This is a genomic window from Cyanobium sp. NIVA-CYA 375 (assembly GCF_056108345.1).
The window spans coordinates 61,706-83,113 of the sequence record NZ_JBSYHW010000005.1 but is presented as its reverse complement, the minus strand read 5'-3'; the positions used below and the strand labels follow the sequence as shown (position 1 = coordinate 83,113).

Annotated in this window: 28 protein-coding genes and 1 tRNA gene; 15 read left to right on the top strand and 14 right to left on the bottom strand. The window is 61.9% G+C overall.

Annotation, left to right across the window (positions count from 1 at the left end; translation table 11 throughout):
- Positions 1-577: bifunctional phosphoribosyl-AMP cyclohydrolase/phosphoribosyl-ATP diphosphatase HisIE (gene hisIE / locus AC01FP_RS02945; RefSeq protein WP_474477979.1), on the top strand; the 577-nt coding region annotated here is incomplete at its 5' end.
- Between the two features lie 8 nt (positions 578-585).
- Here hisIE and AC01FP_RS02940 read toward each other — a convergent pair.
- The 3 genes from AC01FP_RS02940 to AC01FP_RS02930 all read right to left on the bottom strand — a co-directional run bounded on the left by AC01FP_RS02940 (position 586) and on the right by AC01FP_RS02930 (position 2,603).
- Positions 586-1,341 carry a phycobilisome rod-core linker polypeptide gene (locus tag AC01FP_RS02940; RefSeq protein ID WP_474477977.1) on the bottom strand — a complete coding sequence of 252 codons (756 nt, stop codon included), beginning with the start codon at positions 1,339-1,341 and terminating at the stop codon, positions 586-588.
- A 105-nt stretch (positions 1,342-1,446) separates the two neighbouring features.
- The gene (locus AC01FP_RS02935; protein ID WP_474477974.1) at positions 1,447-2,124 is read right to left on the bottom strand and encodes a peptidase; all 678 of its coding nucleotides are present in this window, start codon (positions 2,122-2,124) and stop codon (positions 1,447-1,449) included.
- Positions 2,124-2,603 (bottom strand): DUF2214 family protein, encoded by a 480-nt coding sequence (locus AC01FP_RS02930; protein WP_396093408.1) that lies wholly within the window; start codon positions 2,601-2,603, stop codon positions 2,124-2,126. The genes AC01FP_RS02935 and AC01FP_RS02930 overlap by 1 nt, the downstream gene beginning before the upstream one ends.
- Before the next feature lie 369 nt (positions 2,604-2,972).
- Here AC01FP_RS02930 and AC01FP_RS02925 point away from each other — a divergent pair, with 369 nt between their 5' ends.
- From AC01FP_RS02925 to AC01FP_RS02915, 3 genes are all read left to right on the top strand, one after another.
- Positions 2,973-3,326, top strand: a complete 354-nt coding sequence (locus tag AC01FP_RS02925) for a YkvA family protein (RefSeq protein ID WP_474477992.1) — start codon at positions 2,973-2,975, stop codon at positions 3,324-3,326.
- Positions 3,327-3,331: 5 nt separating this feature from the next.
- Positions 3,332-3,658, top strand: a complete 327-nt coding sequence (locus AC01FP_RS02920; protein WP_474477971.1) for a hypothetical protein — start codon at positions 3,332-3,334, stop codon at positions 3,656-3,658.
- A gap of 314 nt (positions 3,659-3,972) precedes the next feature.
- Entirely contained in the window at positions 3,973-4,464 is a 492-nt protein-coding gene (locus AC01FP_RS02915) for a phosphate-starvation-inducible PsiE family protein (RefSeq protein WP_474477968.1), read from the top strand.
- Here the strand turns inward: AC01FP_RS02915 and AC01FP_RS02910 are convergent.
- Complete coding sequence (locus AC01FP_RS02910) at positions 4,400-4,930, bottom strand: Nif11 domain/cupin domain-containing protein (RefSeq protein WP_474477965.1); 531 nt, start codon at positions 4,928-4,930, stop codon at positions 4,400-4,402. The genes AC01FP_RS02915 and AC01FP_RS02910 overlap by 65 nt on opposite strands.
- Entirely contained in the window at positions 4,923-5,426 is a 504-nt protein-coding gene (locus tag AC01FP_RS02905) for a GNAT family protein (RefSeq protein WP_474477962.1), read from the bottom strand. The genes AC01FP_RS02910 and AC01FP_RS02905 overlap by 8 nt, the downstream gene beginning before the upstream one ends.
- Positions 5,427-5,611: 185 nt before the next feature.
- On the opposite strand from AC01FP_RS02905, the gene AC01FP_RS02900 reads away from it, so the two are divergent.
- Entirely contained in the window at positions 5,612-5,977 is a 366-nt protein-coding gene (locus AC01FP_RS02900) for an AbrB family transcriptional regulator (protein ID WP_474477959.1), read from the top strand.
- Between the two features lie 97 nt (positions 5,978-6,074).
- Here the strand turns inward: AC01FP_RS02900 and AC01FP_RS02895 are convergent, their stop codons facing one another.
- Positions 6,075-8,759: an AAA family ATPase gene (locus tag AC01FP_RS02895; RefSeq protein ID WP_474477957.1), complete on the bottom strand. Its 2,685-nt coding sequence runs from the start codon at positions 8,757-8,759 to the stop codon at positions 6,075-6,077.
- Positions 8,760-8,761: 2 nt separating this feature from the next.
- A complete protein-coding gene (locus AC01FP_RS02890) occupies positions 8,762-10,018 on the bottom strand; it encodes a metallophosphoesterase family protein (RefSeq protein WP_474477954.1) in 1,257 nt (418 codons plus the stop codon).
- Between the two features lie 90 nt (positions 10,019-10,108).
- Here AC01FP_RS02890 and AC01FP_RS02885 point away from each other — a divergent pair, with 90 nt between their 5' ends.
- Entirely contained in the window at positions 10,109-10,414 is a 306-nt protein-coding gene (locus AC01FP_RS02885; protein ID WP_474477989.1) for a c-type cytochrome, read from the top strand.
- Positions 10,415-10,421: 7 nt separating this feature from the next.
- Here AC01FP_RS02885 and AC01FP_RS02880 read toward each other — a convergent pair whose 3' ends face one another.
- Positions 10,422-10,688 carry a YciI family protein gene (locus tag AC01FP_RS02880; protein WP_474477952.1) on the bottom strand — a complete coding sequence of 89 codons (267 nt, stop codon included), beginning with the start codon at positions 10,686-10,688 and terminating at the stop codon, positions 10,422-10,424.
- Between the two features lie 101 nt (positions 10,689-10,789).
- On the opposite strand from AC01FP_RS02880, the gene AC01FP_RS02875 reads away from it, so the two are divergent.
- Genes AC01FP_RS02875 through AC01FP_RS02865 form a run of 3 tightly spaced genes read left to right on the top strand, consistent with a single transcriptional unit; the run spans position 10,790 to position 12,299 of the window.
- A complete protein-coding gene (locus AC01FP_RS02875) occupies positions 10,790-11,044 on the top strand; it encodes a hypothetical protein (RefSeq protein WP_474477949.1) in 255 nt (84 codons plus the stop codon).
- Positions 11,041-11,301, top strand: a complete 261-nt coding sequence (locus AC01FP_RS02870; RefSeq protein ID WP_474477946.1) for a hypothetical protein — start codon at positions 11,041-11,043, stop codon at positions 11,299-11,301. The genes AC01FP_RS02875 and AC01FP_RS02870 overlap by 4 nt, the downstream gene beginning before the upstream one ends.
- The gene (locus AC01FP_RS02865; protein ID WP_474477943.1) at positions 11,298-12,299 is read left to right on the top strand and encodes an aminotransferase class I/II-fold pyridoxal phosphate-dependent enzyme; all 1,002 of its coding nucleotides are present in this window, start codon (positions 11,298-11,300) and stop codon (positions 12,297-12,299) included. Before AC01FP_RS02870 ends, AC01FP_RS02865 begins: the two co-directional genes overlap by 4 nt.
- Here the strand turns inward: AC01FP_RS02865 and AC01FP_RS02860 are convergent.
- Genes AC01FP_RS02860 through AC01FP_RS02840 form a run of 5 tightly spaced genes read right to left on the bottom strand, consistent with a single transcriptional unit; the run spans position 12,274 to position 15,081 of the window.
- On the bottom strand, positions 12,274-13,026 hold the full coding sequence (locus AC01FP_RS02860; protein WP_474477941.1) for a methyltransferase domain-containing protein: 753 nt from the start codon (positions 13,024-13,026) through the stop codon (positions 12,274-12,276). The two genes, AC01FP_RS02865 and AC01FP_RS02860, sit on opposite strands and share 26 nt — an antisense overlap.
- Positions 13,023-13,610 (bottom strand): DUF938 domain-containing protein, encoded by a 588-nt coding sequence (locus tag AC01FP_RS02855; RefSeq protein ID WP_474477938.1) that lies wholly within the window; start codon positions 13,608-13,610, stop codon positions 13,023-13,025. The genes AC01FP_RS02860 and AC01FP_RS02855 overlap by 4 nt, the downstream gene beginning before the upstream one ends.
- Positions 13,611-13,640: 30 nt before the next feature.
- Complete coding sequence (gene trpA, locus AC01FP_RS02850) at positions 13,641-14,456, bottom strand: tryptophan synthase subunit alpha (RefSeq protein WP_474477935.1); 816 nt, start codon at positions 14,454-14,456, stop codon at positions 13,641-13,643.
- A gap of 29 nt (positions 14,457-14,485) precedes the next feature.
- Complete coding sequence (locus AC01FP_RS02845) at positions 14,486-14,827, bottom strand: DUF3007 family protein (RefSeq protein WP_474477933.1); 342 nt, start codon at positions 14,825-14,827, stop codon at positions 14,486-14,488.
- Positions 14,824-15,081 carry an NAD(P)H-quinone oxidoreductase subunit L gene (locus AC01FP_RS02840; RefSeq protein WP_474477930.1) on the bottom strand — a complete coding sequence of 86 codons (258 nt, stop codon included), beginning with the start codon at positions 15,079-15,081 and terminating at the stop codon, positions 14,824-14,826. Before AC01FP_RS02840 ends, AC01FP_RS02845 begins: the two co-directional genes overlap by 4 nt.
- Positions 15,082-15,122: 41 nt before the next feature.
- On the opposite strand from AC01FP_RS02840, the gene AC01FP_RS02835 reads away from it, so the two are divergent.
- Positions 15,123-15,206 (top strand) — tRNA-Leu (locus AC01FP_RS02835).
- Between the two features lie 563 nt (positions 15,207-15,769).
- On the opposite strand, the gene AC01FP_RS02830 is transcribed toward AC01FP_RS02835, so the two are convergent.
- Positions 15,770-16,069, bottom strand: coding sequence for a Nif11-like leader peptide family natural product precursor (locus AC01FP_RS02830; RefSeq protein ID WP_474477927.1), 300 nt, complete (start codon positions 16,067-16,069; stop codon positions 15,770-15,772).
- Positions 16,070-16,183: 114 nt separating this feature from the next.
- On the opposite strand from AC01FP_RS02830, the gene AC01FP_RS02825 reads away from it, so the two are divergent.
- From AC01FP_RS02825 to AC01FP_RS02805, 5 genes are all read left to right on the top strand, one after another.
- A complete protein-coding gene (locus AC01FP_RS02825; protein WP_474477925.1) occupies positions 16,184-17,251 on the top strand; it encodes a calcium/sodium antiporter in 1,068 nt (355 codons plus the stop codon).
- Positions 17,252-17,428: 177 nt separating this feature from the next.
- Complete coding sequence (locus AC01FP_RS02820) at positions 17,429-18,391, top strand: amino acid ABC transporter substrate-binding protein (RefSeq protein WP_474477922.1); 963 nt, start codon at positions 17,429-17,431, stop codon at positions 18,389-18,391.
- A 25-nt stretch (positions 18,392-18,416) separates the two neighbouring features.
- Positions 18,417-19,379 carry an ABC transporter permease subunit gene (locus AC01FP_RS02815; protein WP_474477919.1) on the top strand — a complete coding sequence of 321 codons (963 nt, stop codon included), beginning with the start codon at positions 18,417-18,419 and terminating at the stop codon, positions 19,377-19,379.
- A 1-nt stretch (position 19,380) separates the two neighbouring features.
- On the top strand, positions 19,381-20,622 hold the full coding sequence (locus AC01FP_RS02810) for an amino acid ABC transporter permease (protein WP_474477916.1): 1,242 nt from the start codon (positions 19,381-19,383) through the stop codon (positions 20,620-20,622).
- Positions 20,619-21,368 carry an amino acid ABC transporter ATP-binding protein gene (locus AC01FP_RS02805; protein ID WP_474477913.1) on the top strand — a complete coding sequence of 250 codons (750 nt, stop codon included), beginning with the start codon at positions 20,619-20,621 and terminating at the stop codon, positions 21,366-21,368. The genes AC01FP_RS02810 and AC01FP_RS02805 overlap by 4 nt, the downstream gene beginning before the upstream one ends.
- Positions 21,369-21,408 lie beyond the last annotated feature (40 nt).

Sequence of the window (21,408 nt, the reverse complement as noted above, 5' to 3'; positions counted from 1 at the left end):
CGTGTTGATGGTGGCCTGGATGAACCAGCAGGCGATCGAGCGCACCCTCGCCAGCGGCGAGGTGCACTATTGGAGCCGCTCTCGCCAGGAGCTTTGGCACAAGGGGGCCACCAGCGGCCATATCCAGCAGCTCAAGGGCCTGCGCTACGACTGCGACGCCGACGTGCTGCTGCTCAGCATTGAGCAGAGCGGCGATGTGGCTTGCCACACCGGTGCCCGCAGCTGCTTCTACGACAACGGTCCCGAGCCCACGGCCGGGGGGCCATCGGCCAATCAGCCGCCGGCAGATGTCTGCACCGAACTGATGCGGGTGATCGAAGGGCGCCGCGACCTTCCCGAGCCCGGCAGCTATACCAACAAATTGTTTGAGGGGGGCGACAACCGCATCCTCAAGAAGATCGGAGAGGAGAGCGCCGAATTCGTGATGGCTTGCAAGGACGACAACAGCGAGGAGATCGCAGGCGAAGCCGCCGACATCGTTTTCCACTTGCAGGTGGCGCTTGCTCACCACGGCGTCAGTTGGCGCCAGGTGCAGCAGGTGCTGGCCGCCCGCCGCGGCGCGCCGCGGCGGGACTGAGAGCCGCCTCAGCCTGTGCTGAGCATGGCCGCAGCAATCCAGATCACCAGGCCGGTGAGCACAAAGCCCCCAGTTGCCACGGTGTACTGCCAAATAGCTTGAACCCTTGGCGTGGGCTGCCCTTCCAGCCAGGCTGGGCGCGGCCAGCCGCCGCCCGCCGTCCAGGGATATCCGCCAGCGGGAGCGCGCCTGGCCATCGCCTCACGCCAGTAGGAGTCGTAGCGAGGCGCTTGCTGGTTGAAGGGCATGGTGCCTACCGCCTGGCCGGGAAGCACCCGCGAGCGCTGAAAAGGCACCAGGTTGTCGCCGAAGTTGTCGCGGTATTCGTCGGAATTCAGTAGCGCGTCAACAAACTTGGGCAGACCCTGCTCGGCGATCACGATCGACCAGGCGATCTGTTCGGCTTGGCCATGCACCGGCCGGCCAAATACCCGACCCACCACCTGTTCCACCACCCTGTAATTGCTATTGCAGCGATAAAAATCCCTCTGAAACTTCTCGGAGAGCAGGAGTTGGCGGATGAAGTCGCGGGTGTTGATCTGACCGGAGCGCAGCTGGGATTCCAGCACCGCATCACGGTCCACTTTGAAGGCGTGAAAGTAAATCTGACGGTAGGCCTGCTCAATCAGGGCATCGGTGGCTGCCGGATCCCGTACCAGGCAAGTGGTGTCGCTCTGGCGGGGGCTTTCCTCACCGGCGGCCAGAAAGCTGCTGACGCGAGCGCTGTTGGTGAGTGGCTTGGTGGCCAGAACGGGCAAGGGCACAGGGGTGAAAAATCCTCAAGGCGAGCAACGTATAAGTTTTTTCAAGCGCTCTTTAAAAGATTCGTTGGATTATCAGACAACTTGACAATGCGCAACATCGCGCAATTAATGGCAGCCGGCCTGGCCCCCGGCTGCAGTTGGCTCATTGCCTGGTAGGCCGGGCTGCTGTTGCAGCCACATAAAAGTGGCCCGATCCCGGGCCGTGAGCTGCAGCACTGGGGTCGCTCCAGGCACGGCCGCCATGGCGTCTTGGGGCTGATCACTGTGCCCCCACATCCCGAAGGCGTGGCCGAGCTCGTGCAGGGCCGTGGCCTGGATTGCCTCCGGTCGCTGCTCAGGGCTGATGCTCACCAGTACCCGCGGCTCGATTTTTGGCGGGTCGCCGGGCTTGTTCGTCGCCAGAGCTAGCTCGGCGCGGCCATGGCTGGCCCGGCCCCGCTGCAGAGGTGGCCGGCGCCTCAAAATCTGTACTTGGGCCGATTCCCTGCTTTCGCTGCGCTGAATCGTGACTAATTCAGCCCAACTTGCCAGTGCCGCCTCTACGGCTTGCAGCCAAAGCTGATCCCAGCGGGCGGCAGGCCCGGACGCTGCGGTGGGCTCGATCCACACGCACCAACTTTGACGCTTGGGCCAGCCGTGGGGTGTGGGCACCAGCCGCTGGCGGTAATCACCAGCAGCGGCTTCTGCGGCCAAGCCCCTGGCGGGGGAAAGACCCAGAGCAAGCACCAGGCCGCAAACCGGCAGGCTCGCTCGGCTTAATCGCCGGCTTAACCTGCGCAGCATCAGGCAGGCAGGCCGACGCCGCGGGCCATCAAGGTGGCTAGCAGGGGCACCAGGGCAAAGCCCACCAACTCAATATTGAGAATCCAGCCCAGACGGGTGGCTAGAGCCTCGCTCACTTGGGGCAGCTCGCCCTTGCGCAGCGGGATAGCCCAGAGGATGTAGGTGATGGTGGGATAAAGGGACAGGCCGCCCACCCCTAGATAGAGCCCAACCTTCCACCAGAACAGGGGGTTCTCCGTATAAAACTCACTTCCCTGGCCGAAGTACAGAACCCGCAGAATCCCGCTCACCAGCAGGGCAAGGGCTGCCAGGCCGTACACCACATCGGTGATCACCATCAAGGTGGCATCTGCCTTGTTTGGATTTGGCTTGATCAAGCGCCGCTCCAGCACCAAGGCGCCAAAACAGAGCATGAAGCTCACGTAGTGCACGTAGGCCACCCCAGCGCGGGAGAGCACTTCAGGGGGGATGGCAGCCAAGCCAGGCATTTGTAGTAGGCAGTTGCTGGCAACCGTAACCGGCGGATCAGCTGGCCGGCTGCTTGCTCAAAAGTGAGCTGGAATCAGCAGCTATTTTGAAAGTCGCAAGCTTTTCGGTGAGTCCGTTTTTGCTTGGCCAGATGTTGCTGTTGCATCTGCCTGCCCCAGGAGGCCCCAGCTGGAAGTGGATGATTTGCTGGGCTGCGAACTACTCAGCATCGCCGTGAGCTGGGCAAACTGCGGAAAACCGGCATCGATAGCGGCTTGGTGGAGGCCGATTAGCTGTCGCTTGCTCCTTGAATGAGCAGGTTGGCTGCCTTGCTGCCCGTGACCCAGTTTGTGGACCCGATTGCCGCAGATGCTCCCGCAATGGACGCAACCGTCGTAGATGCCCAAGTGCTGGAGAGCACCGAGGTAGATGAGGCGGTGTTGCTCAAGTTGTTGCGCCGGGCAGGCCGCACCCTGGCCCGCCCAGCCCTTGAGTGTCTGGAGCTGTTGCTTGATCCCCAGACGCCCGCGCCAGCCAAACTCACCGTGCTGGCAGCACTTACTTATTTACTGGTTCCCCTCGACCTAATCCCAGACTTCATTCCAGCGGCTGGCTTCAGCGACGATCTTGTGGCCGTCACCGCGCTGCTTGGTTTATGCAACCGCCATCGCACCCCGGCCGTGCAGTTGCGGGCCCAGCGCAGACTGGACAACTGGTTCCCCCTGAATCGCTGATGGTGATGGCCTCCTTCACTGGCGAAGAGCTCGAGGATCTGCAGAGCTTTCTCAAAGACTGGCTGCGCCATACCGGACGCACCCAGGCCGATCTCAGGCGCGCCCTGCAAGCAGCTTCGATTCGGATGCCCGTCCTGCTTGAGGTGCTGCAAGGCACCCATAGCCGCGAGGGTTTGTCTGGCCTCGCCCAGCAGCTTTGCGGGGTTGAAGAGCTATGGCAAAACGAGGATGGGGCTGGCCAGAGCGATGGCGCAGGCCTGCCGGGCCTGGAAGATTCGCTTGGCCAGCTAGATCTGCTGTTGCAGGAAATTCGCCAAGGGCAGCAAACCTGAGCATTGCCGTTCAAAGTGGATTCACAACAGCAATCCCATCAATGCAGCACGCCGGCGTCTCCTGGACAATCCTCGCTGCCAGCACCTTGATCGCTACGGCGAGCCTGCTTGGCACCGCCCCAGCTCTGGCTCAGGTCGAAAGTTTCCTGGTTGGTCCGGGCAGTTCCGTGGGGCCATCCACAAAGGTGAAGCCCAAAAATTGCGTCACGGGGGCGGATGGATCAATTACTTGTGACACTCAGCTGGAAAACTCCCCCAGCGATACCCAGGCCCGACCTATCTATGAGCAGTTCAAGAATTAATTGGCGGTTGTGATGAGAAATCTGCGCCGGCTCTGGCAAGACGCTGCCTATCTCCAGCTGATTGATCGCAGCGAGCAAACCCTGGCCAAGCTGCTCGGCATCGTGCTGCTGGTGGTGCTTGTGGCTGGCACCGTGCAGTTGATGATCGTTGTGACCACGGCGTTTCTGCAGCCCGATACCCCCTGGCTCGGCAGCAAGATGAATTCAGTGTTAGGTGACTTACTGACACTTTTAATTGCCGTGGAGGTGCTTCAGAACGTCACCTCCTACCTGCGCCGCCATGTGGTGCAGATCGAGTTGGTGTTGCTTACCGCCATGACCGCCGTGGCGCGGAAGGTGATCGTGCTGCCCCCAGGGGCCGAAAATAAGCCCGCGCTGCTTGGCGGTCTTGGCATCGCCGTGCTCGCTCTAGCAGGAGCTTTCTGGCTAGTTCGTAGCGTCAATATCCGCCAACCTCCCGCCAGAACAGGGCCAGCCATACGGTCCCCGGAGCAGGATCCGTAGCCAGGAGCCGGTGCCTCCGGTGGGCCGGAAACAGCAGGCTGTCGCCCCGGCAGAGTTCCAGGGGCCCCGTCTCACCGTCTAGCTCAAGCAGGGCGCTGCCCTGGAGCAGGGTCACCCACTCGTGTTCTTCTTGGTCATACCAAAAACCCGGAGGGCTAGCGGCCTGACAGGAGTGGATCCGCTCAAGCCGCCAGCCAGCTTGACTTAGCAACACGACGCTGATTTCCTGCCCTGGTGCAGGGCAGGGCGTAGCCAGGAGCTTTGCTTCAGCTTGGCGGGGAGGCTCGGTTTCACCCCAGCGCCGGCCGATTTCAAAGCCCCGGCTCTGGGCCAGGGCCACCACCGCATGGTGATCGCTGCAGTCCCGTAGGGCCTGACGTAGAGACGGCTCAGCTTCGCTGAGGGCCACAAAGGCATTCAGCTGGCGCACCTTTTCTAGAAATTGCTGCAGTTGGGCTTCAGCCATTGCGGCCCATTTCCTGCGGTTGGTTCAGCTCTTTGATCATCCGCCATCGCTCGAAGGACTCTCCGGCAAAGATCACCTTCTCTTCGGTATCGATCTGCCAGCCGAGATGGAGCAAAAGCGGTTTTGACAACTGGCTCGCCTCGGTGTGCAAGTGGCGGCAACCCTGCTTCCAGGCGTGGATCTCGAGAGACTGCAGGATTAGGCGGCCGCGTCCTTGCCGAGAGGAGCGTCCGCGGCAATAGAGAAGGGATAGCCGTTGCAACGGATCCAGTACCCCAAAAGCTTCAATCAGGCCTGGGTCGTTGGCTGCGCAGCTGGCTAGGCCGTAGCCCCTGTGCAGGGCTTCGCGAACAGCATTGCTTCTGTGGGCATGGTTGGCCCATGCAGCAATCTGGGCGTTGCTGTAAAGGCCTTCGGCCTGGCTGATCACAGCGTCATGATAAACCGCTGCTACTTGATCTAGATCGCCAGGATGCAGCATCCGTAGGTTTTTCATCCCGTTGCTGGGCTCAGCCTGCTTTCTATCACCGCTGCTAGCCAGCATCGAAATGGACTGAATCTTGAGGCTTTGATTTGCCTGGTAAAGCTTGGCAGCTGCAGTTAATGGTGTAAATTCTGAATGTAATTCCCAGGGGCAAACCTCTTATGCCCCGCCATTTCACCCCTTAATCCCCTAAATCGATGCTCACTGGATCGGAACTGCTTGCCAAAGTCAAAGAGCTTGGCGATGTGGGTAAATCGGAGATCGTCCGGGCCTGCGGCTATGTCTCCAATAAGAAGGATGGCGGCGAGCGCCTTAACTTCACCGCCTTTTATGAGGCTTTGCTGGAAGCCAAGGGCGTTGAGCTTGGCGGCGCTGGCAAAGTTGGTAAGGGTGGACGCAAACTCAGCTACATCGCTACCGTGCAGGGCAACGGCAACCTGCTGATCGGCAAGGCCTACACAGCTCTGCTTGATCTCAGGCCCGGCGATGAGTTTGAGATCAAGCTTGGCCGCAAGCAGATCCGCCTGATTCCCGCTGGTGCCACTGACGAAGACGAAGAGTGATATTGGCGTCCCCATTCGACGCTGCTTAAGCTTATTTTGATTGTTAACCCCGGCTAGTCCGGGGTTTTTCATGGCTGCTTGCTCACTGGTGCTGTGGTCAGGGGCCAGCCAGGGCGATAATGCTGCCAAGCTCAGAAGCCAGCGCCTGATAATCATCTGGCTTGCAGGACAGCAGAATCAATTGCAGGCCGTTGTGCACGCCGCGGCGCAGCATCTGCTGCAGCCCCTGGAGGCGCTGCTGATCGCTGTTGGTAAAGGCGTCGTCGAATATCAGTGGCAGGCAATTGGCGTAAGCCGGTTGGAGCACCTCCGCCAGGGCCAGGCGTAGAGCGGCGGCTAATTGTTCACGCATGCCTCCGCTCAGCTGCTCGAAGCCAAAGCGGTGCTGACCCTGCTGAAGTTCGAAATTGCCAAAACCATTTTTGGGGTCAAAGTCCAGGCTTGCTTGCTGCCTGCCGTTTTGCAGGTACTGGAGGTAGGGCCCAATGGCCTGCTCCAGCGGTTCGCTGTAGCGCAGGGAGAAATCCTGGCGGGTCTGGTGAAACAGCGTTTGCAACATCTGCAATGCCTGGGTTTGGCGCTCCAGCGCCTCTAGATCTGCCAGCGCCGCCTCCCAAGCCGCCTGGCGATGTTCCACCAATGCCGCTGGATCATCCGAGCTAAGAGTCAGACAGCGTTGCTCATTTTGGCCCCGGCTGGTGAGTAGGGCGTCTTTTTCGGCATCGAGCAAACGTAGGCGCTGCTCCATGGCGCCGCCAGCTGGCAGCTTGCCAAGCAATTCGTTATCCAGGTTGGTCAACTCCGCCTCTTGGAGGCGCAGGGCCTGGCGGCTGCTGTTCACCGCTTCAATTAGTTGCGGCATGTCGCCGTGGCTGGCTTGCAGAGCTAGTTGGCGTGCCGCCAAGGTGTTAAGCGAGCCGGTGAGTTGCTCAAGATCTCGCTCCACTAACTGGTTGGCTTGGCGCTGCTCCTCAAGCTGCTGCCGCTGGCTTGTGCGCTCGGCCTCAGCCTGCTGTTGCCTGTGGCTGAGCTCGTTGGTTTGTTGTCGGAGTTGCTCGATCCAGGCCTCCAGGTCCTCGCGCTCCTGGGGCAGTTCGCCGCTTTCGGCCAGTGCCTGGCGCTGTTGTTGATGGCGCTCCAGCCGGCTGAGCAGGCGCTGACGCCTGGGGGCGAAGGCGGCTATCTGCTCTTCAAGGCGACTCCAGGGGATGGCACTGGCCGCTTGGCGCAGGTTGGCCAGCTCGAGCTCCAGGGCCTGGCGCTGCTGGGCAATCGCTTCTGCCGCTTCGCTACTGGCCACGCCAATGGCGCTCTGCAGCTCGCACAGGGCCTCAACGCTGTGTTGCAGGGCAGCCGCTGCCTGGGCGGTCGCCTCACCGCCCCCTGGGCTGATGCGCAGCCGCACCCCTAGGCCCACCGCCAGCTCGGCGCTGCCATTGAGCTGAACCGTTTCTCCCGGGGATAGCCGCTGGCCGGCGAGGCTTACGGGCTGATCTGCTTGGATTAAATAAAGTGCAGTGGCCATGGCCTGGCTGCGGGCTTCGGCCTGGGCCCATTGCTGTTCGGCCTGCCGCAGGGCCTTCACCGCGGCGGCATCGATCGGAGCCAGCTGGGCAAGGCTCTGCTTGCACTGCTCCGCTTGGAGCTGTAGTCGCTGGAACTGTTGTCGATGCTCTAGGAGCTGCTGACCCTCCCGCTCGAGGTTGGCTAAATCAAGTAGTTGCTGGGCTAGTTCGAGACGCTCCACCAGGCGCTGCTGCTGGGTTGCCAGCTCCTGGCAGACCTGGTCTGAGCCTTGGCAATTGGCTTCCAATTTGCGGAACAGCTGTTGCCTGCTGGTGCGTTGCAGCTGCCACTGCCGCTGCTTGGCCCCTAGTTCGCTCAGCTGCTGCTGCACCGCTTGCAACTGCGCCTGAGACTGCTCAAGATTGCTCAGTTGCTGGCGCAGGGGCTCGACCTGGGCTCGTCGCAGCTGAATTTGGGCCTCCAGTTGGAGAGCTCGCTGCAGTTGCGGTCTCTCCTGGGCTTCGATCAACTGCAACCGTTCACCTATTTGGTGCAGCTCTTCCATGGCCGCTTCTAGCTCAGCTTGTAGGGACTGGGCCTGCTCCAGGTCCAAGCGGGCGGCTGAGCAGCGCTGGTGGGCTTCGGCCAGGGGGGAACCGGCCTTCACCTTGCCGGTGGCCGTAAAATGCTGATTCAGTCGTGTCTGCAGCTGATCGCTCACCAGGCGGTCGAGGGGCGATTCCAGGGCTGCGGCCGCGGCGCCCCGCTGCTGTAGTTGCTGTACGAGCTGTTCAACGTCGTAGGCCTCGCTGGGGCTGCCCAGCAGGTTGGTACCGGCCTCCCCCTGGCGGACCCAAAGGTGGGCCCAACGCAACGGCAACTGACTGTGGCGCCTGCCCTCGATTGGCCCATCCACCCCCAGTAGACGGGCTAGCTGCTCCTCCGCCGCCGCCCCCCGCAGGGCCAGACCAGCATCGCTGCTGAGCTGGCAGGTGCCACTTGCTCCGGAAAAGCGTTTGCGTAGCTCCCAGCGGGCGCCGGCCGCCTCAAAACCCAGCTCCACCTCCGGTAGGCCGCTATGCAGTCGTGAGCGCATTTCGTCTACCGCCCGGCCCGTGGCACTGGCCTTCAGGAACAGCACCTTGTGCAGGGCCTCCACCACCGTGCTTTTGCCCGCCTCATTGGGTCCGCCCAGCAGGGTGAAGCGGGGATCAAACTGAAGCTCGAGCTGCTGGTGCAAGCGCACCTGGCGCAGGGTGGCGTGCAGCAGGCGCATATTTAGCCCTGCAACTGGGCCACGGTCTGGTGCAGCTCGCTGAGGGCTAGACCTACCACCGTGGGGTCGGCGTCGCCAGGGGTCTCCAGGCAGCGATGCAGCTCTTGGGCAACCCGGGCAACCAGGGGATCGCCGGGGCGCTGGGTGAGCTCGGCTAGTTCGGCATCTCCGGGCGCCGCTTCACAGCGACCCCGCAGCTTCAGGCGCAACAGCTGGGCATCCAGGCGCTCCAACAGTTCCGCGTAGCGGCGATGGCCAGCCAGGCTGAGGCTGCCGCCTACCTCCAGCAGCAGCAGGTCGCTGCCGATGCGCCCGCCGAGCAGGGTGTCTAGCTGAACCTCGAGCCGCTCCAGGTCGCTGTCTTGCTGCAGCTGAATGCGCAGGGGATGCCAGCCCAGGGCTCCGGTGACTAAGGGGGTCACCTGGGGCAGCACGCCCCGCCCAAGCTGCACCTGCAACACCTGGCCGCAGCGGTAATCGGTGCTGCGGGGAAAGCGATCTGCCTCCGGGGTGCCGCTATACCAAACCTTTTCGGATACCCGTTTTAGGCCGTGCCAGTCGCCCAGAGCCACATAGTCCACCTGCTCCAACCAGGCACCTTCCAGCCGCAGACGGTTGCTGGCATCGCCGGGGTTGTCATCGTCTGTCTCGCCAGCGGCATCGAGGTCGGTGGCGCCAAAGCCGTGAACCGAGCCATGGGCGAGCACCAGCCGGGGCTTGGCCTCTGGCAGCGCAGCCCAGTTGAGGCCGTTGAGCCAGGCGCAGGGATCGCTTGCATCAGTGCGACGCAGTAGTGGGCAGGGCAGCACCACCACGGTCTCCAGTTCGATGGGTGTGGCCTGCAGCAACACCTGCAGGTTGGCGGCGCGGCGGCCCTGCTCTGCCTGGAAATAGGGCGTATGCCACACGCTGCCTGGGGCACCGTGGTCGTGGTTGCCGGGGATCACAAGCACCGGACACGGGATCGCCCCGATGGCGGCACACACGGCGCTGACATCTGCGGCCCCGGGCGTGGGTGAGTCGAATAAATCGCCGGCAACCACCACCAAGTCGGCCTCTGTGGCTGCGGCGTGGCTTGCAATTCTGCCAATTGCCTGGAGACGCACCTGGCGCAGCAGGGCGCGTTTGTCTGGATCGCTTACTCGCCCATAGGGCTTGCCGATCTGCCAGTCGGCGCTGTGCAGCAGGGTGACGAGTGGCGAGTGGCTTGCCAGGGTCTGGTGGCAGCGGTCCTCCCTGTTTAGCGCCTGCAGGCGCACACTGGAATCATCAATAGCAGGATTGCCAAGGTGCTGCAGAAGCTGTTGCGGGGATTGGGGTTGGTTAGATTGGCGTTGTTAGCCGTGGTGATGGCGGCGCTGGTGATCAGCGTAGAGCCGGCCTGGGCTGCCCCTGCGGCGGATGGGGCAGAGCTGTTTACCAACCATTGCGCTGGCTGCCACGTCAATGGCGGCAACATCATTCGCCGCGGCAAAAACTTGCACCTGGCGGCCCTGGAGCGCAATGGCGTCGATGCTCCAGAGCGGATCGCCGCAATAGCCGCCGCGGGCCAGGGCCAGATGTCTGGTTATGCAGCCGTGCTTGGGGATGGGGGGGCAGAGGCGGTGGCCGCCTACGTGTGGCAGCAGGCCCAGCTGGATTGGCCCAAGGGTTGAACTTGCTTCAGAAGGCCTGGATCCAGGCATACACCTGCACCTCAGTCCAGATGCCATTGCGCCAGTAAACATCTGCCTTGACAAGGGCTTCAACCTGCTCCTTGCTGCCCGCCTCGTAGATACCGAACACGTGGGTGCTGCCTTCTGTGGGGCCCAGGGTGATCAGAGTGCCGGCGTCCTTAAGACCCTGCAGTCCTGCCAAATGTTCGTCTCGATAGGGGCTGCGCTTTTCGAGGGCGTCATCGCAGTAGGTGCCCCAGAGCACGAAGCGCATGGTGATGGGAGTGATCGGGACCTGACATTACGGGTTTATAGGCTTTTGGCTGCCGCCCAATGGTGTTAGGAAAAGGGGTTACAACCTTCCTAATTCTCGTGTTGCGTTCCTGTCTCCTCCTTGCTGGTGCCGCCTTATTTGCGGCTCCTGCCCACGCCAACATGGTGAGGCAGATCATCGTCGGCAAATGCTCCAGCGCCATGCAGGATGACTTCAAGAAGGCAGGCAAGACCCCCCCTGCTGGCATGGTCGCTGAGACCTGTGGCTGCATTGCCGATGGCTACGGCAAAGGCCAGAGCTTGGATCAGGCCAAGACCATCTGCGTCAAGCAGTCGACGGCCAAATACAACCCTTGATTTTTAGGGTTGTGAGCGATGCCGCTTACCCGCTACCTGGCCCAAGCCAGCGGTTGGCGAAGGTGCTCAGCCCAATCCTTCCTGAGCTGGCTGCCCTGGTGCACCAGACCCCAGGCACCCTGTCGCTGGCCCAGGGCATGGTGGGCTGGGATCCGCCACCGGGCGTAGCTCTCGCCGTGGCCGAGGCCCTAGTCACCGGGGGCCAGCCCTGCACCGTTATGGGCTACTCCAGGGTGATCCAGAGCTGCTGGCGGTGATCACCGCCAAGCTCACCAACCAAAACGACCTCGATCTCACAGGGGCTGAGCTGCTGGTCACAGCCGGCAGCAATATGGCTTTCAACGCGGTGGCTCAAGTGATCGCAGCGGGTCCCCCCGGGGAACCCAGCGAGGTCATCCTGCCTGTGCCCTTTTATTTCAACCACGTGATGGCGGTGCAGCTGGCCGGTGCGGTGCCGGTACCTGTGCAGGCCGGCCTGATACCCGATCCCGAGCGGCTGGCGGCGGCAATCACCCCGCGCACCCGGGCCATCGTCACCGTGTCGCCAAATAACCCCAGCGGCGTGGTGATTCCGGCCCAGGTATTGGCGGCGATCAACCAGCTCTGTGCGTTGCACGGCCTGTTTCACATCAGCGATGAGGCCTACGAGCAATTCGTTTACGGCGAGGTGCCCCACTGGAGCGCCGGTTCCCTGCCCGGCAGCGCCGACCACACTGTGTCGCTGCATTCGCTGTCTAAGGCCTATGGCCTGGCCGGCTGGCGGTTGGGCTACATGGCCGTACCTCAGGCGCTGCTGCCCGCATTGCTGAAGGTGCAGGACACGGTGCTGATCTGTCCGCCCCGACTCACCCAGCACGCCGCCCGGGCCGCTCTAGCTGCCGGGCCGGCCTGGTGCGCACCCCGGATCGCAGCCCTAGCGGAGCTGCGCCTGCAGCTGCTGGCTGCCGTGGCAGCGCAGCAGGCCCAGGGCATGCCGGTGTGCTTGCTGGCCCAGCCCGATGGGGCCTTCTACGCCCTGCTGCAAGTTGCAGCACCGTTGCCCTTCGCTGCGGACACGCTGATGCGGCGGCTGGTGCTCGAGCACCGGGTGGCGACCCTGAGCGGCGGCAGCTTCGGGCTGGATTCCAGCGACGCAGGGCCTGTGTTGCGGCTCAGCTACGGCCTGCTCGACGCTGCGGATCTGGCTGAGGCCCTTGATCGGCTTTTCAGCGGCCTGCGCTGCCTGCTGGCTACAGCTGGCCCCAGCGACCCATGAAGGGCCAGCGCACCAACAACGCGGCTTGACCCAGCTCGGGCCATAGGGACTCCAGCTCAGCCAGAAGGTTGGGGACTGGATCGCTGCCGGCCTCTCGGCTGCGCTGCACCGCCGACCAGGTGCCGATATGGGCGATCAGTTCGGTCAGGGTCCAGTGGCGTTCGATCCACAGCCCCGTAGGAAACGGCCACTCCTCAGCTGGGAAGGCCAAACCGGCGTAGCTCTGCTCCACCCAGCGGCGCTCGGCGGGCCACCAGGGGCCCAGGGTGACGCTGTGGAACTCATCTAGTGATGACTGGAGCCGTGGATCCGCCAAGCGCAACGGCAGATAGCCAATCCAGGCCACCACAGCCCCCGATTTGCACACCCGCCGCATTTCGGTGTTGAAAGCATCGCCGGCAAACCAGTGCACTGCGGCCGCCACCAGCACCCCGTCGACGCTGGCGCTGTCCAGGCCACTGCTGCATGCCTCAGCGAGCTGGTAGCTGATCTGGGGGTGGGGGCGGGCGGCTGCGAGCTGGGCTGCACTGGCGTCTGTGGCAATCACCCGGGCACCGGCGGTGTCTAGGTCGATTGCGGCCTGGCCGCTGCCGCAGCCGCAGTCCCACACCAGGGGGTTGCTGACCAGCTGGCCCAGGAAGAGCTCGAAGAAGGCAGTGGGGTAGGTGATTCGGTGGCGGGCGTAGGCCGAAGCCACCGCGCCGAATAAATGGACTGCCTCGCTCATCGACGCTCTAGCACCAGCATTCGATTGTTGGCTGGCAGGGGCAGATCGGCTAGACGCTCGAGGCCGAGGTTTTGGGCTTGCTGCACCAGCTCACTGGCATCACGCACCCCCATGGCTGGATCGAGGCTGCGCAGGTGCTGGTCGAAGGCGGCGTTGCTGGCGGCAGTGTGTACACCGCCGTCGTGGAAGGGGCCGTAGAGCAGTAGCAGCCCGCTCGGCCGCAACACCCGCGAGGCTCCGGCTAGTAAATGCGGTATGACCGTTGCCGACATGATGTGGCAGGTGTTGGCGCTGAAAACAGCATCGAAGCCCTGGCGTGGCCACTGCCCAGCGTCCGTGACATCCAGGGCGATGGCGGGTGGCAGCGTGGGGCTCAGGGCCTCCAACTGGGCCTGCAGATCCATGAGGCTCTCTTGGCGTTCACTGGTCTGCCAGGTGAGGCCTGCGATCTGCTGGCAGAAGAAAGCTGCGTGCTGGCCACTGCCTGAGCCGATCTCCAGCACCAGGGCCTGGGCCGGCAGCCACTCTTTAAGAACAGCCAGGATCGGCCCTTTGTTGCGCTCGCAGGCGGGGGAAAACAGCATGCGGGGAAATCGCTGCAGACTGATTTGGGCTTAAGCGTCGAGGCCCGCGCGCAACTCGGCGCAGAAGCGTCCGGCCGCGGCGGCAACGCTGTCCTGCGGGCCGTGGGCGGCCGCCATCATTTTTACTAGGGCACTGCCCACAATTGCTCCATCAGCGCCCCAATCGCGCACCTGGCGTGCTTGCTCAGGGCTGGAAATGCCAAAGCCCACGGCGATTGGCGTATCTCCCAGGGTCTTGAGCTGGCCCACCAGATCGCCCACCCGGGACTCAAGGTTTGCGCGCACCCCGGTTACGCCGGTGACGCTCACCAGATAAGTAAAGCCGCGGCTGGCCTGATGGATTCTCCCCATGCGCTCGGCTGGAGTGGTGGGGGCCACCAGCAGCACCAAATCGAGGCCAGCAGCTGCTGCGATTGCTGAGAGTTTCTCGGCCTCTTCAAGGGGTAGGTCGGGCACCACCAAGCCGGCGGCACCGGCGGCGGCGGCGGCGGCACAGAAGGCCTCCATGCCGCGGTTTAGCAAGGGGTTGCTGTAGGTGAACAGCACCACGGGCATGGTCAGTTCACCCTTGAGGGAGCTGAGCATCTCCAGCACCCCGGCTGGGGTGGTGCGAGCCTTCAGGGCTCGACTGGCAGCGGCCTGGATCACCGGCCCGTCGGCGAGGGGGTCGCTGTAGGGAATGCCGAGCTCTACCAGATCGGCGCCATTGGCCTGCAGGGCCAGCAGAGTTGCGCGGGTGTGGGCCAGATCCGGATCGCCCGCCATCAAAAACGGCATCAGGGCACATCGCCCCCGTTGGCGTAGGGAGCTAAAACGCTGCTGGATTTGGGTAGGGGCGGCAGACACAGCAGCGAGAGGGGCTTCGGCCAGTGAGCCTATGCCTCGCCCTGGGGAGCTTCTGGCAGCTGGCCCGTTTCGCGTAGTAGTCGCTCCTGCTCTTCAGGGCTAAGGGCGTCAAACTTGCGCTGCAGAGCTTCAGTGGTGAAGGCGTCGTAGGCCTCGCGGTATTGGCGCCGCTGCTGGATAAAAGTCATTTTGCCTGTGACCACCCGAAATAGGTAGCTGCCCGTCCAGGCGAGCACCAGCACCATCAGCAGGGCAGAGGCGGCTATACCAGCAGAAAAGCCCTCAAAGCCCCCGGCCTTAAAAAGCCCATAACCACCGCCCCCCAAGCCAAATACCCCTAAAGCCAGCAGCAGGGCCCGACCGTTGGTCATGAGAGCACGTTGCCCTGGCCCGCCATGCGCAGGTTGATGAAGGGAGCAAACAAAATCAGGCCAGGGAAAAACAGAAACACCAATCCGTAAACCCCTAAGCGCTCGAGCTTGCCCATCACCGTCCAACGCTTGATCATCCAGGCGTAAAGCAGTAGGGGCACCGCCACCAGATAGGCACCCCCGATCAGGGCGTACGCCACGAGCACCAGAAGCAGGTCTGGCGAAACGGATTGGAGAAACCCGGGAAGCTGCACAGCAGACCTTCGTGTTCAAGGCAATTTAGGATGCTCGAGCCGGGGGCATGGCGGAATTGGTAGACGCAGCGGACTTAAAATCCGCAGACGGCGACGTTGTGGGGGTTCAAGTCCCCCTGCCCCCATTGGCTTTTTGCTTATTTGTTGCTCAAACTCACCATTTAAATTTCCTGGCTGGAAGGTCCCTGCTTTTGGGGTATGGTTGTTGGGTCTGGCAGAAGCCGGCAGGCTTAAGAGTCCGCGCACGCCAGAACCAGCACCATGCATCCCCTGTGCTTCCTGGGGATTGCCGACCAATCTGCCAACTCAGATCTGTCGGCCAAGTCAGCTCAGTCCAGTTTGATTGTTCTGCTTAGCGATCGCTCCTTGTGAATTCCCTCCAGGGAAATGGCAATCCTTCGGTGCGGGATCCATATCGATTCAATTTTCCATGTTTTTTGTTTCCATGACCACTTCCCGCTCCAGCCGCGTCAGCTACCCCAGCTGCCCGCTTCACTCCCGTCCCCAAGGGCGTCCCACCTCCCAACCGCTTACTTGGGAGGAGTTGCTCGGCCAGCGCTAAGTAGGGCCGCAAAGTTGCTGACCCCATCTCAAGGGGTGTCTGAGGTGTTGAACAGCAGTTCTTGATGCTCACCCCCGGGCACATACAGCTTCACTTACAAGTTCTGCTGCTGGAGCTTGGCTGCCGTCATGGGGCCTGCAGGCGCTGCCGCTGCAGAAATACGCGAATCAACTTTTCGTCCATCAGCCCCTGGCGCGCAACAGCTGCTTCATTGCAGCGCTCGAACAGGCCCAGCAATGTGGATGTCTGGAAGCTGAAGCCTTTATCTGCAGCTATGGACACCACATCTGGAGCGGTGATTACTTCGTTGAGCAGGTCGCGCAGGGAACCATCCTGCTGAATCTGGCCCAGAAAGGTAAAGAGACTTTCGAGCTCGTCAGACTGGCCCGATGCAGCTGAGGCGATTGTGGCGTCCGGATCAATCACTGGGAATGTCTGCCCAAAATTTAAGTAAAGCGTAGGCCCATCGCTCGGGGTTAACCCCTGTCGGCGGGCGACCGTACAGAATCCCAATATCGATTCTTTGGCAGCCCTTAACAGATGCCCCTTTTGCCCAGCGCCATCGAAATCATCGTTGGCATCCTGCTGCTGTTCGGTGGCGGCGAGCTGTTTGTGGGTGGGTCCACGGCTGTGGCCCTGTTGTTTGGCATACCCCAAATCGTGATCGGGCTAACGGTGGTGTCTCTCGGCACCAGCGCGCCAGAGCTATTCGTGAGCTTGATCTCCACGATTCAAGGCGGCGACGATATTGCCGTCAGCAACATCGTTGGTAGCAATATTTTCAACGTGTTGGTGGTGCTTGGTCTCAGTGCCCTAGTGGTGCCGCTGCGGGTCAAGAGCCGACTGGTACGCCGTGACGTTCCTTTACTGCTTGGTGTGTCGGTGGCGGTGTGGGGCATGGCCTCCGGCGGCCGGCTCACCTGGCAGGCCGGGCTGGCCTTGCTGGTCGGCTTGGTGATCAACATCGTCTGGGAGATGCGTACTGCCGGTGAGAATCCTGATGAGGCAGAGGATATTGACGAAAACGATCGGGCCACACCGCCGGTAGCCGTGGCCAAATTGGCGGCCGGGCTTGTGCTGCTCGTAGTGGGATCACAAATTCTTGTGAAGGGGGCCACCGCAGCGGCCGTGGGCTTGGGCGTCAGCCAAACAGTCATTGGCCTCACGATCGTGTCTGCGGGAACCTCGATGCCGGAATTGGTTACATCACTTGTGGCTGCTTACCGCGGCAAGGCAGACCTGGCAATCGGTAACGTGGTAGGAAGCAACCTGCTCAACCAGTTGTTGATACTTGGGGTTTGCGGCTTAGCTTCCGGTGGCCAGGGCCTGGCGGTTGATCCGGTGATGGTGAGCCGTGATTTTCCAGTCATGGTGCTCACAACCCTGGCTTGCTTGCCGATTTTCTGGACCCATGGCGTGATCAGCCGCCTCGAAGGGGGGATCTTGGTAGGTCTCTACGGCTTGTATCTGCTGGAGCAGGTGCTGACGAATACGGTCACATCAGCAGTTGATGAGTTCAGGTTTGTGGCCCTTGTAGCCATCCTGCCGCTGGTGTTTGTATTTCTCGTATGGCAAACCCTGCGCTGGCGCCGGGATCGCTTTGCATGAGCTTTTGAGCCGGCCTCAAATTTGCTGACCGAATGACCAGTAAATTCGATGTCATAGTCCCGCAAGTCAAATCTTCTTATGGCCCTGCTTAGAAAGGCCTTTTCTGCCGGATCACTTTTGGGGGCCTTGCTTCTGACTGGTTGTGCAGGTGACGGAGGTGGAGTTCAAAGCCAGAAAATGGCTGCCATTAAGGCCCGGGGCAGCTTGATCTGTGGTGTGGACGGCAAGCTGCCGGGTTTCAGTTTTGTGGGAGCTGACGGCAGCTATAGCGGCCTGGACGTAGATATTTGTAAGGCAACAGCGGCGGCAATTTTATCGGATCCCGCCAAGCTGACCTTCCGAGACCTCAGCTCCACCGAGCGCTTTGCAGCCCTGGGCAGCGGTGAAGTTGACCTGCTTTCCCGCAACACCACCATGACCCTCAGCCGCGATGCTCCTGGCGGCAATGCGCTCGCCTTTGCCCCCACCACCTTCTTTGACGGCCAGGCCGTGATGGTGCCCGCCAGCAGCGGTATCAAATCCCTCAAAGAAGTCGCCGGTAAGCCGATCTGTGTGGAGACCGGAACCTCCACAGAGCTCAACCTGGCCGACCGGATGCGGGAGCTCAATGCCACCTACACGCCGCTGAAATTCCAGTCTGGGGATCAGACCTTTGCGGCCTATCTGCAGGGTCGTTGCGTGGCGGTCACCTCTGATCGCTCCCAGCTGGCCGCCAAGCGAACCGGCTTCCCCAACCCCGCCGAGCACCTCCTGCTCCCCGATATGTTGAGCAAGGAGCCCCTCAACCCCGCCACCATCAACGCCGATCCGGCCTGGGCCGATGCCGTGCGCTGGGTGGTCTACAGCCTTATCCAGGCCGAGGAATTGGGCATCACTGCCGCCAACATCGATGCAAAGGTGGCAGAGGCCAAGGCAAACAAAAACCTCGCCCAGCTTCGTCGCTTTTTTGGAGTTGAGGGCGACCTTGGCAAGCAGCTTGGCCTGCCTGCCGATTTCGTGGTTCGGATCGTCAAGGCTGTGGGTAACTACGGCGAGGTGTTCGAGCGCAATGTGGGAACGGGTTCACCCCTCAAGCTGGAGCGAGGTATGAATCAGCAATGGCGCCAAGGCGGCCTGATGTATTCACCGCCCTTCCTGTGAGGTCCATTAGCGCCGGCACGCTGCCATGACCAGCCGCTCTCAAATCCCCCCCTGGTGGCGCAACCGCCGCTACCTGCCCTGGCTTGTCCAGGGCGCGGTGGCTCTGGTAATTGGGGTGGTGGTGGCATTTCTGCTCACCAATCTGTTGCTCAACCTCACCGCCCGGGGCCTGCTGCTCAGCTGGAGCTGGCTGGGGCAACCAGCGGGATTTGATCTGGCAGAAACAATCCTGCCGTTTGATGCCAGCCTTCCCTACTGGCGGGCCATGCTTGCGGGCTTGGTCAACACCCTACGGGTGGTGATCGCTGGCTTGGTGGGGGCGACTGTGCTCGGCACCCTTATCGGCACTGCTTCTTTCAGTAGCAATGGCCTTCTTCGGAAACTGGCTCGGGTGTACGTGGAGGTGATTCGCAATATCCCCCTGCTGCTGCAATTGATCTTCTGGTATTTCGTGGTGTTTCTTGCCTTGCCGAATGGCCGCGACGCTCTGCAGCTGCCGGGGATAGTGCTCGCTAAATCAGGACTTTTTCTAGGCTCCCCCGAACTGGTAGATGGCGTTTGGCAGGCCCCCCTGCGCTTCACCGTTGAATTTGGGGCTCTGCTCACCGGGCTGGTGGTTTATACCGCTGCCTTTATCGCCGAGGTGGTGCGCGGCGGTGTTGCCTCTGTGCCTAGGGGGCAGTGGGAGGCAGCCACCTCGCTCGGCTTTTCGCCCCTGCTTACCCTGCGGCGGATAGTTTTGCCCCAAGCCTTCCGCGTGATTGTGCCCGGTCTCAACAGCCAGTACATCTCCCTGGCCAAGAATTCCTCACTGGCAGTGGCCTGCGGCTTCACCGATCTCTATTCAGTTTCGGAAACCACCCTCAACCAGACCGGCCGGGCCGTGGAGGTGATGCTGATCCTGCTGGGCTCCTATCTGGTGATCGACTTGGTGATCTCAGCCCTGATGAACGGGCTCAATGGCCTTGTGCAGCTGAGAGAACGCTGAAATGGCAAGTACAGCCCCTCTGGTGGTGCGAGCGACTCCCTTGCGCAGATTGCAAAAGGAGCTCTTTGGCAGCCGACTCGATGGTCTGATTTCGATCGCCTTGCTGGCAGCCCTGCTGGCAGCGGGCTTGGGCTTTTTCCGCTGGGCGCTATTCCAGGCCCAATGGGCCGTGCTCAGTGCCAACAGCACCCTTTTTGCGGTTGGTCGCTACCCAATTGAGCAGCAGTGGCGCCTATGGCTGCTCACTAGCTTGCTGGCCCTGGCCACCGGGTTGAGTTGGGGTTTGCTGAGGGCTTTTCCCGGCTCCGGCGCTGTTCGTGCTCTTTGGCCCCGCAATGACCGCTGGGCCGCCGCAATCCTGGTGCTGCTCGCCCTCTGGCGTCCCTTGGCCCTCAACCTAACCCTTGCCATCCAGGTGCGCTGGTGGGGGATCGCAGGCCTAATGCTTCTCGCTCGCTGGGCCGCCGGTCGCTACGGCCCAGCCATTCCCCAAGCTTGCCGCCGGCTGATTCCCCTGCTGTGGCCCCTGCTTTACCTGGTGGGCATGGTGCTCATTAGTGGCGGCCTGGGGCTGGTGCAGGTGCCACCTTCCGAGTGGGGTGGTTTGCTGCTCACGGTGTTGATGGCCACCTTTGCCATCCTGCTGTGCTTTCCCCTGGGAGTGCTGCTGGCCCTTGGCCGCCGCAGCGAGCTGCCACTGCTGCGCTGGGGCTCGGTGATCTACATCGAGTTCATCCGCGGAGCACCGCTGATCACCTTGTTGTTTCTGGGCCAAAACATCCTGGGCTTCCTGCTGCCAGGCGGTTTAACTCCCGATCGGGTCTGGCGGGCTGCCTGGGTGCTCACCTTCTTCGCTGCCGCCTATGTGGCTGAGGCGGTGCGATCAGGTTTGGTAGCAGTGCCTGCGGGTCAGATGGAGGCGGCCCGCTCCCTGGGACTGCCGGTGCCTATGGCTCTGGTGCATGTGGTGCTGCCCCAGGCCATTCGAGTTGCTTTGCCAGCCACGGTGGGCCAATTCATCTCCCTGCTGCAAGACACCACCTTGCTCTCCTTGATCGGCCTGCTTGACCTACTCGGCACCGCCCGTACGGTGATGGCCAACCCGATGTTTCTTGGTAAGAGCGCGGAGGTTTATTTTGTGCTCGCCATTTTGTTTTGGAGTTGTTGCGCGGCCCTTGGGCTGGGCAGTCGCGCCTTAGAAACTCGCCTTAATCCCCATTCCCCCTCCGCGCCCCAGGCATGACCACCAGCTCACCCGCCCTAATGATCGAGGCCCGTGGGGTCGAGAAGTGGTATCCCAACGGCTTTCATGCCCTGCGTGGTGTTGACCTATGCGTCCACCAAGGTGAGGTTGTGGTGATCATGGGCCCCTCGGGCTCTGGTAAGAGCACTTTTCTGCGCACCTTTAATGCCCTGGAAGATTTTCAGAAGGGCTCAATCGTGGTGGATGGCATTGAGATCAGCGATGATTTGCGCCGCATCGATGCGATCCGCCGGGAGGTGGGCATGGTGTTTCAGCAGTTCAATTTGTTTCCCCACCTCTCGGTGCTCGACAACCTCACCCTGGCGCCGGTGAAAGTCCGCAAACGCCCTAAAGCGGAGGTGGAGCGCCAGGCCCTGGAGTTGTTGGAGCGGGTTGGGATCGCCGAGCAGGCCCACAAATTTCCAGGCCAGCTCTCTGGCGGCCAGCAGCAGCGCGTGGCAATTGCTCGCTCGCTTTGCATGGAGCCCCGCATAATGTTGTTTGACGAGCCCACCAGCGCCCTAGATCCCGAGATGGTGCAGGAGGTGCTGGCCGTGATGCAGGAGCTGGCCCGCGACGGCATGACCATGGTGGTGGTGAGCCATGAGGTGCGCTTTGCGCGCCAGGTGGCCAGCCGGGTCGTTCTTATGGCTGATGGCGAGGTGGTGGAGGTGGCGCCGCCGCAGCAGTTTTTCACTAACCCGCAGCATGAGCGCAGCAAGCAATTCCTTAGTCAGATCAGCTGAGTTCTCCCTAAGTACTCAACCCCAACTACTCCTTCTTTTA

Coding starts and splice junctions, on each gene's coding strand:
- AC01FP_RS02935 (WP_474477974.1), bottom strand. CDS start 2,124: ATGCTGCGCAGGTTAAGCCGGCGATTAAGCCGAGCGAGCCTGCCGGTT.
- AC01FP_RS02925 (WP_474477992.1), top strand. CDS start 2,973: ATGGACGCAACCGTCGTAGATGCCCAAGTGCTGGAGAGCACCGAGGTA.
- AC01FP_RS02920 (WP_474477971.1), top strand. CDS start 3,332: ATGGCCTCCTTCACTGGCGAAGAGCTCGAGGATCTGCAGAGCTTTCTC.
- AC01FP_RS02915 (WP_474477968.1), top strand. CDS start 3,973: ATGAGAAATCTGCGCCGGCTCTGGCAAGACGCTGCCTATCTCCAGCTG.
- AC01FP_RS02910 (WP_474477965.1), bottom strand. CDS start 4,930: ATGGCTGAAGCCCAACTGCAGCAATTTCTAGAAAAGGTGCGCCAGCTG.
- AC01FP_RS02905 (WP_474477962.1), bottom strand. CDS start 5,426: ATGAAAAACCTACGGATGCTGCATCCTGGCGATCTAGATCAAGTAGCA.
- AC01FP_RS02900 (WP_474477959.1), top strand. CDS start 5,612: ATGCTCACTGGATCGGAACTGCTTGCCAAAGTCAAAGAGCTTGGCGAT.
- AC01FP_RS02895 (WP_474477957.1), bottom strand. CDS start 8,759: ATGCGCCTGCTGCACGCCACCCTGCGCCAGGTGCGCTTGCACCAGCAG.
- AC01FP_RS02885 (WP_474477989.1), top strand. CDS start 10,109: ATGGCGGCGCTGGTGATCAGCGTAGAGCCGGCCTGGGCTGCCCCTGCG.
- AC01FP_RS02880 (WP_474477952.1), bottom strand. CDS start 10,688: ATGCGCTTCGTGCTCTGGGGCACCTACTGCGATGACGCCCTCGAAAAG.
- AC01FP_RS02860 (WP_474477941.1), bottom strand. CDS start 13,026: ATGAGCGAGGCAGTCCATTTATTCGGCGCGGTGGCTTCGGCCTACGCC.
- AC01FP_RS02855 (WP_474477938.1), bottom strand. CDS start 13,610: ATGCTGTTTTCCCCCGCCTGCGAGCGCAACAAAGGGCCGATCCTGGCT.
- AC01FP_RS02845 (WP_474477933.1), bottom strand. CDS start 14,827: ATGACCAACGGTCGGGCCCTGCTGCTGGCTTTAGGGGTATTTGGCTTG.
- AC01FP_RS02825 (WP_474477925.1), top strand. CDS start 16,184: ATGCCCCTTTTGCCCAGCGCCATCGAAATCATCGTTGGCATCCTGCTG.
- AC01FP_RS02820 (WP_474477922.1), top strand. CDS start 17,429: ATGGCTGCCATTAAGGCCCGGGGCAGCTTGATCTGTGGTGTGGACGGC.
- AC01FP_RS02815 (WP_474477919.1), top strand. CDS start 18,417: ATGACCAGCCGCTCTCAAATCCCCCCCTGGTGGCGCAACCGCCGCTAC.
- AC01FP_RS02810 (WP_474477916.1), top strand. CDS start 19,381: ATGGCAAGTACAGCCCCTCTGGTGGTGCGAGCGACTCCCTTGCGCAGA.
- AC01FP_RS02805 (WP_474477913.1), top strand. CDS start 20,619: ATGACCACCAGCTCACCCGCCCTAATGATCGAGGCCCGTGGGGTCGAG.